At 40.9% G+C, this 14,571-nt stretch carries 22 protein-coding genes, 4 tRNA genes and 1 pseudogene; 26 read left to right on the forward strand and 1 reads right to left on the reverse strand.

What is annotated here, in order from left to right; all coding sequences use genetic code 11:
- Positions 1 to 2: 2 nt before the first annotated feature.
- From rlmB to rplQ, 18 genes are all read left to right on the forward strand, one after another.
- Positions 3 to 746: a 23S rRNA (guanosine(2251)-2'-O)-methyltransferase RlmB gene (rlmB, locus tag G2999_RS05880; RefSeq protein WP_010179707.1), complete on the forward strand. Its 744-nt coding sequence runs from the start codon at positions 3 to 5 to the stop codon at positions 744 to 746.
- Between the two features lie 195 nt (positions 747 to 941).
- Entirely contained in the window at positions 942 to 1,310 is a 369-nt protein-coding gene (gene rplN / locus G2999_RS05885) for a 50S ribosomal protein L14 (protein ID WP_008846203.1), read from the forward strand.
- Between the two features lie 12 nt (positions 1,311 to 1,322).
- Positions 1,323 to 1,637 carry a 50S ribosomal protein L24 gene (gene rplX, locus G2999_RS05890; protein ID WP_010179719.1) on the forward strand — a complete coding sequence of 105 codons (315 nt, stop codon included), beginning with the start codon at positions 1,323 to 1,325 and terminating at the stop codon, positions 1,635 to 1,637.
- A gap of 16 nt (positions 1,638 to 1,653) precedes the next feature.
- Positions 1,654 to 2,193, forward strand: a complete 540-nt coding sequence (gene rplE, locus G2999_RS05895) for a 50S ribosomal protein L5 (RefSeq protein WP_010179721.1) — start codon at positions 1,654 to 1,656, stop codon at positions 2,191 to 2,193.
- Between the two features lie 11 nt (positions 2,194 to 2,204).
- The gene (gene rpsN, locus G2999_RS05900; protein ID WP_010179723.1) at positions 2,205 to 2,510 is read left to right on the forward strand and encodes a 30S ribosomal protein S14; all 306 of its coding nucleotides are present in this window, start codon (positions 2,205 to 2,207) and stop codon (positions 2,508 to 2,510) included.
- Between the two features lie 13 nt (positions 2,511 to 2,523).
- On the forward strand, positions 2,524 to 2,916 hold the full coding sequence (gene rpsH, locus G2999_RS05905) for a 30S ribosomal protein S8 (RefSeq protein ID WP_010179725.1): 393 nt from the start codon (positions 2,524 to 2,526) through the stop codon (positions 2,914 to 2,916).
- Positions 2,917 to 2,929: 13 nt separating this feature from the next.
- The gene (rplF, locus tag G2999_RS05910) at positions 2,930 to 3,463 is read left to right on the forward strand and encodes a 50S ribosomal protein L6 (protein ID WP_010179727.1); all 534 of its coding nucleotides are present in this window, start codon (positions 2,930 to 2,932) and stop codon (positions 3,461 to 3,463) included.
- 12 nt (positions 3,464 to 3,475) lie between these two features.
- Positions 3,476 to 3,829 (forward strand): 50S ribosomal protein L18, encoded by a 354-nt coding sequence (gene rplR, locus G2999_RS05915; protein ID WP_029257413.1) that lies wholly within the window; start codon positions 3,476 to 3,478, stop codon positions 3,827 to 3,829.
- A 9-nt stretch (positions 3,830 to 3,838) separates the two neighbouring features.
- Positions 3,839 to 4,345: a 30S ribosomal protein S5 gene (rpsE, locus tag G2999_RS05920; RefSeq protein WP_010179731.1), complete on the forward strand. Its 507-nt coding sequence runs from the start codon at positions 3,839 to 3,841 to the stop codon at positions 4,343 to 4,345.
- 6 nt (positions 4,346 to 4,351) lie between these two features.
- Positions 4,352 to 4,534, forward strand: a complete 183-nt coding sequence (gene rpmD, locus G2999_RS05925; RefSeq protein ID WP_010179733.1) for a 50S ribosomal protein L30 — start codon at positions 4,352 to 4,354, stop codon at positions 4,532 to 4,534.
- 3 nt (positions 4,535 to 4,537) lie between these two features.
- Entirely contained in the window at positions 4,538 to 4,972 is a 435-nt protein-coding gene (gene rplO / locus G2999_RS05930) for a 50S ribosomal protein L15 (protein WP_010179735.1), read from the forward strand.
- A gap of 5 nt (positions 4,973 to 4,977) precedes the next feature.
- Positions 4,978 to 6,297: a preprotein translocase subunit SecY gene (secY, locus tag G2999_RS05935; RefSeq protein ID WP_010179737.1), complete on the forward strand. Its 1,320-nt coding sequence runs from the start codon at positions 4,978 to 4,980 to the stop codon at positions 6,295 to 6,297.
- 23 nt (positions 6,298 to 6,320) lie between these two features.
- A complete protein-coding gene (rpmJ, locus tag G2999_RS12810) occupies positions 6,321 to 6,434 on the forward strand; it encodes a 50S ribosomal protein L36 (RefSeq protein ID WP_083781675.1) in 114 nt (37 codons plus the stop codon).
- A gap of 149 nt (positions 6,435 to 6,583) precedes the next feature.
- Entirely contained in the window at positions 6,584 to 6,940 is a 357-nt protein-coding gene (gene rpsM, locus G2999_RS05940) for a 30S ribosomal protein S13 (protein WP_010179739.1), read from the forward strand.
- A gap of 14 nt (positions 6,941 to 6,954) precedes the next feature.
- Positions 6,955 to 7,344, forward strand: a complete 390-nt coding sequence (rpsK, locus tag G2999_RS05945; RefSeq protein ID WP_010179742.1) for a 30S ribosomal protein S11 — start codon at positions 6,955 to 6,957, stop codon at positions 7,342 to 7,344.
- A gap of 24 nt (positions 7,345 to 7,368) precedes the next feature.
- Entirely contained in the window at positions 7,369 to 7,989 is a 621-nt protein-coding gene (rpsD, locus tag G2999_RS05950) for a 30S ribosomal protein S4 (RefSeq protein ID WP_010179743.1), read from the forward strand.
- A gap of 19 nt (positions 7,990 to 8,008) precedes the next feature.
- Positions 8,009 to 8,992 carry a DNA-directed RNA polymerase subunit alpha gene (gene rpoA / locus G2999_RS05955; protein ID WP_029257414.1) on the forward strand — a complete coding sequence of 328 codons (984 nt, stop codon included), beginning with the start codon at positions 8,009 to 8,011 and terminating at the stop codon, positions 8,990 to 8,992.
- 50 nt (positions 8,993 to 9,042) lie between these two features.
- Complete coding sequence (rplQ, locus tag G2999_RS05960) at positions 9,043 to 9,441, forward strand: 50S ribosomal protein L17 (RefSeq protein WP_010179746.1); 399 nt, start codon at positions 9,043 to 9,045, stop codon at positions 9,439 to 9,441.
- A 92-nt stretch (positions 9,442 to 9,533) separates the two neighbouring features.
- Here rplQ and G2999_RS05965 read toward each other — a convergent pair whose 3' ends face one another.
- Positions 9,534 to 10,352, reverse strand: coding sequence for a hypothetical protein (locus G2999_RS05965; RefSeq protein ID WP_010179748.1), 819 nt, complete (start codon positions 10,350 to 10,352; stop codon positions 9,534 to 9,536).
- A gap of 225 nt (positions 10,353 to 10,577) precedes the next feature.
- Between G2999_RS05965 and murB the strand changes: the two genes are divergently transcribed.
- The 8 genes and pseudogenes from murB to G2999_RS11990 form a co-directional block, all read left to right on the forward strand.
- Positions 10,578 to 11,570 carry a UDP-N-acetylmuramate dehydrogenase gene (gene murB, locus G2999_RS05970; RefSeq protein WP_010179750.1) on the forward strand — a complete coding sequence of 331 codons (993 nt, stop codon included), beginning with the start codon at positions 10,578 to 10,580 and terminating at the stop codon, positions 11,568 to 11,570.
- Positions 11,571 to 12,551, forward strand: coding sequence for a bifunctional biotin--[acetyl-CoA-carboxylase] ligase/biotin operon repressor BirA (gene birA / locus G2999_RS05975; protein WP_010179752.1), 981 nt, complete (start codon positions 11,571 to 11,573; stop codon positions 12,549 to 12,551).
- Positions 12,535 to 13,323, forward strand: coding sequence for a type III pantothenate kinase (locus G2999_RS05980; RefSeq protein ID WP_029257415.1), 789 nt, complete (start codon positions 12,535 to 12,537; stop codon positions 13,321 to 13,323). The genes birA and G2999_RS05980 overlap by 17 nt, the downstream gene beginning before the upstream one ends.
- Before the next feature lie 115 nt (positions 13,324 to 13,438).
- Positions 13,439 to 13,514 (forward strand) — tRNA-Thr (locus tag G2999_RS05985).
- A 9-nt stretch (positions 13,515 to 13,523) separates the two neighbouring features.
- Positions 13,524 to 13,608, forward strand: a tRNA-Tyr gene (locus G2999_RS05990).
- 32 nt (positions 13,609 to 13,640) lie between these two features.
- A tRNA-Gly gene (locus tag G2999_RS05995) sits at positions 13,641 to 13,715 on the forward strand.
- Between the two features lie 3 nt (positions 13,716 to 13,718).
- Positions 13,719 to 13,794: transfer RNA gene (locus G2999_RS06000), tRNA-Thr, on the forward strand.
- 61 nt (positions 13,795 to 13,855) lie between these two features.
- Positions 13,856 to 14,571, forward strand: a pseudogene (locus G2999_RS11990) (elongation factor Tu); the annotation flags it as partial.

Genomic DNA, 14,571 nt, shown 5'->3' on the forward strand with positions numbered 1-14,571 from the left:
CTATGGCACAACAACAAGATTGGTTATATGGCATTCATGCTTTAACCGCAGTATTAGAGCGCGAACCACAACGTATATTAGAATTATATATTGCCAAAGGTCGTGATGATGAACGTTTACATAAGCTGATAAACTTAGCCCGTAAAGAAGGTATAAGCATCCAGTTTTGTAATAAAAAAGTATTGGATGATAAATCTAAGGGTGAGTCACATCAAGGTGTAGTCGCCAGAGCATACCCTGCGAAAGTGCTAACAGAAACGGATTTAGATACTATTATTAGCCAATCAGCTAAACCATTCTTATTAGTACTTGATGGTGTTACTGATCCTCATAATTTAGGTGCTGTTTTACGTAGTGCCGATGCTGCTGGGGTTGACGCTGTAATTGTTCCTAAGGATAAGTCTGCATCGCTTAACGCTACCGTTCGTAAAGTGGCATGTGGTGCCGCAGATGTAATCCCTTTGATTCAAGTGACTAATTTAGCAAGAACATTGTCAGAGCTTCAAGAGCAACAAATATGGGTAGTAGGCACCGCTGGTGAAGCCCGTCAGAGTGTGTTTGATTGTGATATGGCAGGACCCGTTGCACTAGTCATGGGGGCAGAAGGTAAAGGTATGCGTCGATTGACTCGCGAACGCTGTGATGAATTAATAAAATTACCCATGTTGGGCACAGTATCTAGTCTGAATGTGTCCGTAGCAACAGGTATCTGCTTATATGAGATTGTGCGTCAACGGGGCGCATAATCCACTCATCATGCTAAAAGGTATCAAGCATGTCAGTACGCAATTCTTTTTCTAAATAACACTATCTTCCTTCAGTTTATTTTGGTATATTAGCGCACCCTTTTTATGGGGTAATAGGCTATTTATTCGACAAAAGTCAAGTAAATAGCGGTTATATGGCTCAAATGAGTCTTAATTCAACAGCGGAGCACTAACATGATCCAAATGCAAACTAACCTGGATGTGGCAGATAATTCTGGCGCTCGCAGGGTTCAGTGTATTAAGGTTCTTGGTGGCTCGCATCGCCGTTATGCACATATCGGTGATATCATCAAAGTTACTGTAAAGGAAGCAATTCCACGCGGTAAAGTAAAAAAAGGTGATGTCCTGAATGCAGTGGTGGTGCGTACTAGGAAAGGCGTTCGTCGCGCAGATGGTTCAACCATTCGTTTCGATAATAACGCAGCTGTTTTGCTTAATGCAAACAAGCAACCTATTGGTACGCGTATTTTTGGCCCGGTGACAAGAGAACTTCGTGGAGATTCATTCATGAAAATCATCTCATTGGCCCCAGAAGTACTATAAGGAGTCACGATAATGGCTAGAAAAATTCGTCGTGATGATGAAATAGTCGTATTAGCAGGCAAGGATAAAGGAAAGCAGGGCAAAGTCCTTCGCGTTCTAGCGTCTGAAGACCGTTTAGTTGTAGAAGGTGTTAACCTTGTCAAGAAGCACACTAAGCCTAACCCACAATTGGGTGAGCCGGGTGGTATTGTTGAGAAAGAAGCATCTATACATGTGTCAAATGTAGCGATTGTTAACCCAGCAACGGGTAAAGCAGATCGCGTTGGTTTCCGTTTCGAAGATGAGAAGAAAGTACGTTTCTTCAAATCGAACGGCGAACTAGTTTAATTAATTGGAGAGTACGATGGCGAAACTGCATGATTTCTATAAAGAAACAGTAGTAGCTGAACTTGCTAAGCAGTTCGGGTACAAAAGCGTCATGCAAGTCCCTCGGATTGAAAAAATCACTCTAAACATGGGTTTAGGTGAGGCAATTGCTGACAAGAAGATTTTAGAATCTGCGCAGGCCGACATGGCTGCAATCGCAGGTCAAAAACCGATTGTTACTGTTGCGAGAAAATCCGTCGCGGGTTTTAAAATCCGTGAAGGTTATCCGATTGGCTGTAAAGTAACCCTACGTGGTGAGCGTATGTGGGAATTCTTAGAGCGTTTAATCTCTATTACTATTCCTCGTATCCGTGACTTCCGTGGTCTTAACGCTAAGTCTTTTGACGGACGCGGTAACTATAGCATGGGCGTTAAAGAACAGATTATCTTCCCTGAAATCGATTTCGATAAAGTAGATAAGGTTCGTGGTATGGATATTACTATCACTACTAGCGCACAAACTAATGAAGAAGGGAAAGCGTTGTTAACAGCGTTCAACTTCCCATTTAGAAAATAAGGTGTAGGGTTATGGCAAAAGAATCAATGAAGGCGCGCGAAGCAAAACGCGCCAAATTAGTAAGCAAGTACGCTGAAAAACGTGCTGCGCTTAAAGCGATTATCAGCGATATCAACGCTTCTGAAGAAGAACGTTGGGATGCTGTGCTTAAGCTACAACAATTGCCGCGTGATAGTTCACGTTCGCGTCAACAAAATCGTTGTCGTATAACGGGTCGTCCACACGGTTTCCTACGCAAATTTGGTCTTTCCCGTATTAAGCTTCGTGAAGCTGCAATGCGTGGCGAAGTCCCTGGCCTTAAAAAAGCCAGCTGGTAAGGAGTAGCAGAATATGAGCATGCAAGATCCTATCGCGGATATGTTTACCCGCATCAGAAATGGTCAGATGGCAGCGAAAGTTGCGGTATCTATGCCATCTTCTAAACAACGTGTTGCTATTGCAGCGGTGTTAAAAGAAGAAGGTTATGTTACCGACTACGCAGTTACTGGCGAAGTTAAGCCTGTTTTAGAAGTTACTTTAAAGTATTTCGAAGGCAAGCAAGTAATCGATACAATTGAACGTGTAAGCCGTCCTGGTCTTCGCATCTATAAGAAAAAAGATGAGTTGCCAAAAGTTATGGGTGGTTTAGGTGTCGCAATCGTGTCTACCTCAAAAGGTGTGATGACTGACCGTGCAGCGCGTAAAGCTGGCATGGGTGGTGAGATCATCGGTTATGTAGCGTAATCAGGAGATAACAATGTCACGAGTAGCAAAAGCACCTGTCGACTTGGTATCTGGCGTAGAAGTATCTATCGCAGGACAAGACGTTACAGTTAAAGGTAAGAACGGTTCGTTAACCCGTACGTTTAATGACGCTGTAGAAATTAAGCAAGAAGATAACCAAATTACGTTTGCACCTGTTGAAGGCGCGGCGAATGGTTGGGCACAAGCTGGTACTGCACGTTCGTTAATCAATGCAATGGTTATCGGTGTATCTAAAGGTTTTGAAAAGAAACTCGAGTTAAATGGTGTTGGTTACCGTGCACAAGCACAAGGTAGCAAACTTAACCTAACTCTTGGTTTTTCACATCCAGTAGCCTACGAAATGCCAGCTGGCATTACCGTAGAGACTCCTAGCCAAACTGAAATCATCGTCAAAGGCGCTGATAAGCAGGTGGTAGGTCAAGTTGCAGCGAACATTCGTGCATATCGTCCACCAGAGCCTTATAAAGGTAAAGGTGTACGTTATTCAGACGAAAATGTCCGTCGCAAAGAAGCTAAGAAAAAGTAGGTGGGTGATACGATGGATAAAAAATCAGCTCGCTTACGTCGCGCAACGCGTGCACGTAAGAAGATCAGTGAATTGGCCGCGCATCGCTTGGTTGTTAACCGCACACCACGCCACATTTATGCGCAGTTAATCGCACCAAGTGGTTCTGAAGTATTAGCATCTGCGTCAACTGTTGAAGCAACTGTAAAAGGTAGCGTTTCATCAACAGGTAACGTAGAAGCGGCTGCAGCTGTAGGTAAAGCGATCGCAGAACGCGCTATTGAAAAAGGCATCTCTAAAGTTGCTTTTGACCGTAGTGGTTTCAAGTATCACGGTCGCGTTAAGGCCTTAGCAGATGCAGCTCGTGAAGCTGGTCTACAGTTCTAGGAGTAGAAAATGGCTAATAAACAAGAAAATCAACAACAGGGTGATTTGTTAGAAAAGCTCGTTGCTGTAAATCGTGTGTCTAAAGTTGTTAAAGGTGGTCGTATCTTTAGCTTCACAGCACTAACGGTTGTCGGTGATGGCAATGGCCGCGTTGGTTTTGGTTACGGTAAGGCACGTGAAGTACCTGCTGCAATCCAAAAAGCAATGGAAAAAGCTCGTCGTAACTTAGTTACTGTCGATCTTAACGGCAATACTCTACAACATCCTATCAAAGGTCGTCATTCTGGCTCTAAAGTATATATGCAGCCTGCATCTGAAGGTACTGGTATCATTGCCGGTGGTGCGATGCGTGCAGTACTTGAAGTAGCTGGTGTACAAAACGTACTTTCAAAATGTTACGGCTCTACTAACCCAATGAACGTTATTCGCGCAACAATCAACGCTTTAGTTGATATGAACTCTCCTGAGTCTGTTGCTGCAAAACGTGGGTTACCTGTAGATGAAATTTTGGGGTAATTGAACATGGCTAAAACACTAAAAGTTAAACAAACCAAAAGTGCGATCGGTCGTCTTCCTAAGCATAAAGCAACGCTTAAAGGCTTAGGTTTACGTAAGATTGGACATGTTCGTGAATTAGAAGATACCCCTGCCGTTCGTGGCATGATCAACCGTGTATTTTACATGGTTGAAGTAGTGGAGGAGTAAAAGATGCATCTTAATACTCTTGCTCCTGCACCGGGAGCTAAAAGTTCTGGTAAGCGCGTTGGTCGCGGTATCGGGTCTGGTTTAGGTAAGACTGGTGGCCGTGGTCACAAAGGTCAAAAGTCTCGTTCAGGCGGGTCTGTTAAGCCAGGTTTCGAAGGCGGTCAAATGCCAATTCAGCGTCGTCTACCAAAGTTTGGTTTTACATCGCGTAAGTCTATGGTTTCTGACCAAGTGACATTAAGCGAAATTGCCAAGGTTGACGGAGATACAGTTACTGTTCAAGCACTTAAAGATGCGGGTCTTGTGAAAAAAGAGATCTTATTCGTAAAAGTCATGAAGAGTGGTGAAATCTCACGCGCAGTGACAGTTAGTGGTGTGAAGGTATCTAAAGGCGCTCGCGAAGCTATTGAAGCTGCTGGCGGCAAAATAGAGGAATAAGCTAAATGGCTAAACCAGGTGTAGATTCAGGCGCAAAAAACGGCTTGAGTGAATTACGAAGCAGATTGTTCTTTGTATTAGGTGCAATTATTGTGTTTCGTCTTGGCTCTTATGTGCCGATCCCTGGTATTGATGCCGCTGTGTTGTCTCAATTATTTGAACAACAAAAAGGTACTATCGTAGAGATGTTTAACATGTTCTCTGGTGGTGCTCTTGAGCGAGCTTCAGTATTAGCGCTTGGGATTATGCCTTACATCACTGCATCGATCATTATTCAGCTTCTGACAGCGGTACATCCGCCAATGATGGAGTTGAAAAAAGAAGGTGAAGCAGGTCGTCGTAAGATCAGTCAATACACACGTTATTTAACGTTAGTATTGGCTACATTCCAATCTATTGGTGTGGCGACAGGTTTACCTAACTTGATCAGTGGTTTGGTTATTAATCCTGGCTTTGGATTTTATTTTACTGCAGTAGTTAGTTTAGTCACAGGAACTATGTTCCTTATGTGGCTAGGTGAGCAAATTACTGAACGAGGTATTGGTAACGGTATCTCTATTTTGATTTTTGCAGGTATTGTGGCAGGTCTACCAACAGCGATTGGTCAGACTGCAGAGCAGGCACGTCAAGGTGAGATTAATTTATTATTCTTGCTATTGATTGCTGCAATTGTAATTGGTTTAACGTACTTAGTGGTTTTTGTAGAACGTGCTCAACGTCGTATCGTTGTGAACTATGCAAAACGCCAACAAGGCCGTAAAGTAATGCAAGCACAAAGCTCACATTTACCATTGAAAGTGAACATGGCAGGTGTAATACCTCCTATTTTCGCTTCAAGCATCATTCTTTTCCCTAGTACTATTGCGGGATGGTTTGGTCAAAATGAAGCAACTTCATGGTTGCAAGATGTGGCGTTATTACTATCGCCAGGTCAACCGTTATATGTTGGGTTATACGCTGCGGCGATTATCTTTTTCTGTTTCTTCTACACTGCGTTGACATTTAATCCTCGCGAGACGGCAGATAACTTGAAAAAGTCAGGTGCTTTTGTGCCTGGAATTCGTCCTGGTGAACAAACCTCACGTTACCTTGACAAAGTAATGACTCGCCTCACATTAGCTGGTGCGTTGTATATAACCTTTGTTTGTTTAGTGCCTGAATTCTTGTTGCTAACTTGGAATGTCCCATTCTATTTTGGCGGTACTTCACTACTCATCATAGTGGTAGTAATTATGGATTTCATGGCGCAGGTCCAGACCCATTTGATGTCAAGTCAATATGAGTCTGTTCTTAAAAAAGCGAATCTTAAAGGCTACGGCCGATAAGTTCGCAGCTACGGAGTGATGAAATGAAAGTTCGTGCATCCGTTAAAAAGATTTGCCGTAATTGCAAAATCATTAAACGTAACGGCGTTGTTAGAGTGATTTGCATAGAGCCTAAGCATAAGCAAAGGCAGGGCTAATCTAGCTGGGTTATTAAACACCTATTCGATGTTTCGGCATCATTTAGGTGTTTATTGACCTTAAATTTGCATTTTTGTCGATGGGTAAGTATCCTAACGGGCTTTTTAGGCTGTCGACCAAAATTATTTAACTTAGAGGAGTACAGTTAATGGCCCGTATCGCTGGCATTAACATTCCTGAACACAAGCACACCGTAATTGCTATTCAAGCAATTTTCGGTATTGGTGCCACTCGTGCTAAAAGCATTTGTGCATCTGCTGGTGTTGCAGAATCTACCAAGATCAAAGATCTTGATGAAACCACTATTGATAAACTTCGTGATGAAGTTGCTAAGTTCACTGTTGAAGGTGACCTTCGTCGTGAAGTATCAATGAGTATTAAACGTTTGATGGACCTAGGTTGCTTCCGTGGTATTCGCCACCGTCGTAGCTTACCTCTACGTGGTCAGCGCACTAAAACTAATGCGCGTACCCGTAAAGGTCCTCGTAAGCCGATTAAAAAGTAAGCGAGGGTTAAGTAATGGCTAAAGCACCTACTCGCGCGAAGAAGCGCGCAAAACGTCAAGTTGCTGATGGTATGGCTCATATCCATGCTTCTTTCAACAACACAATAGTGACTATCACCGATCGTCAAGGTAATGCCTTGTCTTGGGCTACTTCTGGTGGTTCAGGTTTCCGTGGTTCGCGTAAATCAACTCCGTTTGCTGCACAGGTTGCTGCTGAACGAGCTGGTGAAGCTGCTCAGGAATACGGTCTTAAGAACTTAGAAGTATTTGTTAAAGGTCCAGGTCCAGGTCGTGAATCTGCAATCCGTGCCTTAAATGCTACTGGGTATAAGATCACTAATATTACCGATGTGACGCCTATACCTCACAACGGTTGTCGTCCACCGAAAAAACGTCGCGTTTAATCGACGGACAGTTGGAGAAAGATCATGGCTAGATATTTGGGTCCAAAACTCAAACTAAGTCGTCGCGAAGGAACAGATTTGTTCCTAAAAAGTGGCGTACGTGCAATTGATACAAAATGTAAATTAGATACTGCTCCGGGCCAACATGGTGCTCGTCGCGGTCGTTTATCTGATTACGGTATCCAGTTGCGTGAAAAACAAAAAGTTCGTCGTATGTATGGCGTTCTTGAAAAACAATTCCGTAATTACTACAAAGAAGCTGCTCGTCTAAAAGGGAACACAGGTGAAAACTTGTTACAACTTTTAGAACAGCGTCTTGATAACGTTGTTTATCGTATGGGCTTTGCTAGCACACGTGCTGAAGCTCGTCAGTTAGTAAGTCACAAAGCAATTTGTGTTAACGGACAAGTGGTTAATATTCCTTCATTCAAGGTTTCTGCAGAGACTAACGTTTCTGTTCGTGAAAAAGCAAAAAAACAAGCACGAATTATTTCTGCTGTTGAATTAGCTGACCAGCGTGAGAAGCCAACCTGGATCGAAGTAGATGGTGCTAAATTATCTGGTGATTTTAAACGTTTACCAGAACGTTCAGACCTATCTGCAGAAATTAACGAACAGTTGATCGTCGAACTTTACTCTAAGTAAAGCTAACTAAAGAGGAAGCATTGTGGGATCTGTAACTGAATTCCTTAAACCAAGATTGGTTGATATTGAAAATGTATCTCCAACTCGCGCTAAAGTTGTACTTGAACCATTAGAGCGTGGCTTTGGTCACACTTTAGGTAATGCACTGCGTCGTATCTTGTTATCTTCTATGCCTGGCGTAGCAGTAACAGAAGTAGAAATCGATGGTGTATTACATGAGTACAGCACTAAAGAAGGCGTGCAAGAAGACGTAATTGAAATTTTACTAAACCTTAAAGGCTTAGCAGTACGTCTAGAAGGTAAAACTGAAGCAACCTTAACTTTGGTCAAATCTGGAGCGGGCGCTGTTGTTGCTGGTGATATTCAGCATGATGGTGACGTTGAGATTATCAACCCTGAACATGTTATTTGCACACTTACGGGTGAAGCAGAAGTAAGCATGCGCATTAAAGTTGAAACTGGCCGTGGTTATGTACCTGCATCAGTTCGTCGCTCCTCTGAAGAAGATGATCGCCCAATTGGTCGTTTACTGGTTGATGCTTCATTCAGCCCTGTTGAACGTATCGCATATTCTGTTGAGTCTGCACGTGTTGAACAACGCACAGATTTAGACAAATTAATTATCGATATGGAAACTAACGGTACATTAGATCCTGAAGAAGCGATTCGTCGCTCAGCAACAATCTTAGCTGAACAGCTAGATGCATTCGTAGATTTACGTGATGTATCACAGCCTGAAGCGAAAGAAGAGAAGCCAGAATTTGATCCAATTCTTTTACGTCCTGTGGACGATTTAGAGTTGACCGTGCGTTCAGCTAACTGTCTTAAAGCAGAAGCGGTTCAGTATATTGGTGACCTTGTACAGCGTACCGAAGTTGAGTTATTAAAAACTCCTAACTTAGGTAAGAAGTCATTAACAGAAATCAAAGACGTGCTTGCATCTCGTGGTTTATCTTTAGGCATGCGCCTTGAGAATTGGCCACCAGAAAGTATTGCCGACTAAGATGTATTAGCGTGTGGTAAGCACACGCTACTTGAAAGAAGGATATAGCTATGCGCCATCGTAAGAGTGGTCGAAAGTTAAATCGCAACAGCAGCCACAGAAAAGCAATGTTTAAAAACATGGCTTCTTCAATGGTTAAGCATGAAGTGATTAAAACTACTTTGCCTAAAGCAAAAGAACTTCGTCGTGTTATCGAGCCGTTAATTACATTAGCGAAAGTTGATAGTGTTGCTAACCGTCGTTTAGCAATGGTTCGCACAGGCGATAAAGAAGTGGTTGGTAAATTATTTAACGAATTAGGGCCTCGCTATGAAGCTCGTCCAGGTGGTTACATTCGCATTCTTAAATGTGGTTTCCGTACTGGTGATAAAGCGCCTATGGCGTACGTTGAGTTTGTTGACCGCCCAGTTGTTGAAGCTGAAGAAGTAGTTGAAATAACTGAAGAGTAATATACTCTCATAGTTAAGTGTTTACGTTATCACTTAACCACATAAAAAAACCGAGCTTAGCTCGGTTTTTTGTTATTGGTATTCATCACTATTTAATAAAAAAGATCATCATCAGAAGTACTTATTTTTTTATTTGTATTCGTTGGTGCCGCATTAATACCTGCAACAATCTCAGCATTTGTTGCTCCTCCCATTAATGCAAACTTACTAACGTCATCAACAGTGACACCTGCATTTATTGCCGTTACAATAATTTTTTCTATTTGTTCACGTTCAGCTAAAGATTCTCTTACGGTTATTGATACTACTTCTTCAGCTTTATTTGGGAAAACGGCAAGTAAAGCATCAACTATATATTCACCTACGAGCGGTACGTATTGAACTGTATTTGACAATATTTCTACTATTTTGTCAGGATATGATGAAGCCATATGTTGTACAATTTTGTCTGCAGAATCGGGTTCAGTTATCACTGCCACTCTTAATATATCATTAAAATCATCAGGTGAAGCATGAGCCGCAGCACTAGTCACAAAGCTTACATAACTTGGTTCTGCCTTGATAGCAGCCATCACAATACTTTCACATTTTGTAATCCCTTTCTTAACAGCAATGCTAACAATATCTTCAGCTGATGAGGGTTGGGTTGATACAGCACTATGTATGATCTCTTTATAATCTGTTGGATACAAATCTAATGCGACATCAACAATGCCTGCAGTACTTTGAGGGTAATGACTAATTAACGACCTAACCGCTCTACCGGGCGACATGGTTTGTTTTACTTGTTTCTTAAAAAACTCATTATCAATTTTCCAAGTTTCACTATTGCTATCAGTATTCCCAATTACACCCATAGAATATAATAAACAGCTACAGATTAATGAAGTTTTGAATAAAGTATTTACCACAATTATCACCTACATATATTATGAGCATATGATTGCTCATCAATTAGTCAACATACAGCATAAAAAGTTCAATAACATTATATTTTTAACAATTTATTTACTTTGTTAAACTTACTATATCTTATGATTATTAAATGATTGTTAAGCAAATATTTAGTCCTATAAATCATAGATGTCATTTTTTCAGACTGATATACTAAGTAAAATATTAATGTTGGATCAATTTTGATATCACTATCAGCACTTCACACATTTGGTTTTAATACGTTTGCTAAATCTGTTAAACGTGTAGATTCTTTGTCTACACTTTATGCACTAGCTCAACAAAATATACCCAATGTTATTTTAGGAGAAGGATCTAATACGGTATTTACCGAAGATTATTATGGTGTGATATGGCAAAATTGTTTATCTGGTATAACGTTCACTGAAGATTCAGATTTCCATTATATTACGGCAGCCTCTGGTGAAAATTGGCATCAATTGGTTACAAAGTGTGTGAGTTTGTCTATAGGTGGCTTTGAGAATTTAGCATTAATCCCTGGCACTGTAGGGGCTGCACCAATACAAAATATTGGCGCATATGGCGTAGAAATATCATCATTTATCAGTGAAGTTGAATATTTTGACTTTCAAGATAAAACGTTAAAAACCATCAATGCTTATAACTGTCAGTTTGGTTATAGAGATTCTATTTTCAAGCATGAGCTCCGTGATGTAGCATTTATCACTAAAGTCATGTTCTCACTACCCAAACGATATGAATTTGTAACTCACTATGGTGAATTATCGGAATTAGAAAATCCCTCGATTGATAGTATTTATGAAGCAGTCATTCGTGTTCGAAAAAATAAATTACCAGATCCACACCAGGTTGGTAATGCAGGGAGTTTTTTTAAAAATCCAGTTGTCCCGTTAGAGGTATTTGAAAGTATACAGATTCAGTTCCCAGATATTCCTCATTATCCGATTTCTGATAAATACATAAAGATCCCTGCGGCTTGGTTAATAGATACGTTAGGGTTTAAGGGGACGATAGAAGACGGCATACAGTGTCACCCTCAACAAGCTCTTGTGCTGACAAATTATAACAACGGTACAGGTCGTTCATTACTTAATTTTGCGAACATAATAAAGTCGGCTGTGAAAGCACAATTTGGAATTGTGTTGGAACATGAAGTGCAGTTATTAGGCCAAACAGAACGGATTGTATTATAAATGCATGAAACACGATTGAATTTACTAAAAGCATTAGCATGTGGTGCATTTATATCTGGTACTGAGTTAGGTGAAATTTGTGGTGTCTCTAGAACCGCAATTGCAAAACACATTGAGGGATTAAAAGAATTAGGGATTAATGTTTATTCAGTCAAAGGTAAAGGCTATAAATTATCATCACCATTATCTTTGTTGGATAAAAAGGATATATTTAAAAATTTTGATTCATTACAACATTCGTTGACTCCGTCTTTAGACTTGTCCGTTTTAACACAAATTGACTCTACAAATACTTACCTCAAACAACATATTTCACAGCTTAAGTCAGGACACTCGGTTATAGCTGAGTCTCAAACTGCAGGTCGAGGCCGTCATGGGCGCAAGTGGGTATCGCCATTTGCCAGTAGTATATATTTATCAATGTACTGGCGTTTTGGCACCGGTTATCAGGCACTTTCGGGTTTATCTTTAGTAATAGGCCTCGCAGTGGTCGATACATTGACTCAAATAGGGATCCTAAATGCCCAATTGAAGTGGCCTAATGATGTCTACGTAAATATGCAAAAAATAGCTGGCGTTTTGATAGAAGTAGAAGGAGCTGTTGGCGATGCTGCTCATTGTATTATTGGTATAGGTTTAAACGTTCAGTTACCTGATGATATTGATGGAATAGATCAATCTTACACTGATATACAATCACAATTGGGTGTTCCTCTTGTCGACAGAAATAAATTAACGGCAATATTACTTAATAATATGCACCGTATCATTCGTACTTTTGAGGCTGAAGGATTAACGCCATTCATACATCGCTGGGAATCACTCAATGTATTTGCGAATAAAAATGTGAAGTTAGTAACTGGCAATCAATCGATAGAAGGTATTTGTTTAGGTATAAATACTGAAGGGGCACTGCGGATGCAAGTTAATGATTTGCAGCAAACATTCCATGGGGGGGAAATTAGTGTCCGAGCAATCTAAAACAGTTTTATTTATAGACGTAGGTAATACTGCGGCAAAATATACAATTATTAATAATGACACCATAACTAATATAGGGCTAGCCGATGTTGATTTACGCATCGATACCTTCGCTGTAAACGAGTCCCCAGTACAGCTATTATCAAGTGTTAATAGTATTTACTTAAGTTATGTCCGTGTACCAGTATGGCTTGAATCATTAAAACTCCATGCGGCTGCTCAACAAGTACCAATACACATAGCTAAAACTGACAAACATATTCGGATTAATCATAGTATCTTAACAAATAGTTACTCTGATATTTCAACAATGGGCATTGATCGCTGGTTAGCAATGATCGCTACAGTTGGTTTATATCCCAAAAAATCAAATTTTGTAATAGTAGATGCAGGCACGGCCATTACATGTGATGTTATATTTAGACATGCGCATATAGGAGGGTGGATTGCACCTGGATTATCAAGTATAAAAAATAGTTTATTAAATAACACAGAAAATGTATTTAAGCACGATGATGATCAATTCAATCAAAAGCTAACGTTAGGAAAAAATACCCCTGATTGTGTTGAGTATGGATGCCTTGCTCAACTTAATGGCATTGTAAATGAGGGTATAAAACAAATAAATGCATTAAGTGACAATTATTTAGTGATTATTTCGGGGGGCGATCGAGAAAAAATATTTCAACAAGAAAAAAATAATACAGTTTATAAAGCGAATATTGTCTTGTTAGGACTCATTCAACTAGCTAAAAACCATCAAATCAGTTGAAAATTTAATCGATATTGCTGTTTTTTAAAATAATTGCTTTTTTTTAGCATTTTTTTTGAAATAGGTGTTGCCAAGACCGAATGATTACTCTAATATGCGCACCTCTTGATGACGTGCCGACTTAGCTCAGTTGGTAGAGCAACTGACTTGTAATCAGTAGGTCGCCAGTTCGATTCCGGCAGTCGGCACCATCAATCTCTGGAGGGGTACCCAAGCGGTCAACGGGAGCAGACTGTAAATCTGCCGGCTCAGCCTTCGCAGGTTCGAATCCTGCCCCCTCCACCACTTTTTTGAGGTGGCCGAGAATATACAGGTTAGCGGGCATCGTATAATGGCTATTACCTCAGCCTTCCAAGCTGATGATGCGGGTTCGATTCCCGCTGCCCGCTCCAAATGCTGATATGGCTCAGTTGGTAGAGCGCACCCTTGGTAAGGGTGAGGTCGGCAGTTCGAATCTGCCTATCAGCACCACTATTCTCTTCCATCTCTAGTAATAATTTTTTAATCATCAATTTGCTGGGAAACGAGAAAAATGGCAAAAGAAAAGTTTGAACGTAATAAACCACACGTTAATGTTGGTACTATCGGCCACGTTGACCACGGTAAAACAACCCTTACAGCGGCTATCACGTCAGTTTTATCAAAAACATACGGCGGTCAAGCACAAGCATTCGATCAAATCGATAACGCTCCAGAAGAGCGTGAGCGTGGTATCACTATCTCTACTTCACACGTAGAATATGACACACCAACGCGTCACTACGCACACGTAGATTGTCCAGGACACGCCGATTATGTTAAAAACATGATCACCGGTGCTGCACAAATGGACGGCGGTATCTTAGTTGTTGCGGCAACTGATGGTCCTATGCCACAAACTCGTGAGCACATCTTGTTAGGTCGCCAAGTTGGTATCCCTTACATGATCGTATTCATGAACAAATGTGACATGGTTGATGATGAAGAATTATTAGAATTAGTAGAAATGGAAGTTCGTGAACTTCTTACAGAATACGAATTCCCAGGTGATGATTTACCAGTAATCCAAGGTTCTGCGCTTAAAGCCCTAGAAGGCGAGCCAGAGTGGGAAGCAAAAATCATTGAGTTAGGCGAAGCTTTAGATTCATATATCCCAGAGCCAGAGCGTGACATCGATAAGCCATTCATCCTTCCAATCGAAGATGTTTTTCTCAATCTCATGTCGTGGTACAGTTGTAACCGGTCGTGTTGAGCAAGGTATTGTTAAAG

This window comes from Glaciecola sp. HTCC2999, from assembly GCF_000155775.1.
Lineage (GTDB): Bacteria > Pseudomonadota > Gammaproteobacteria > Enterobacterales > Alteromonadaceae > Opacimonas.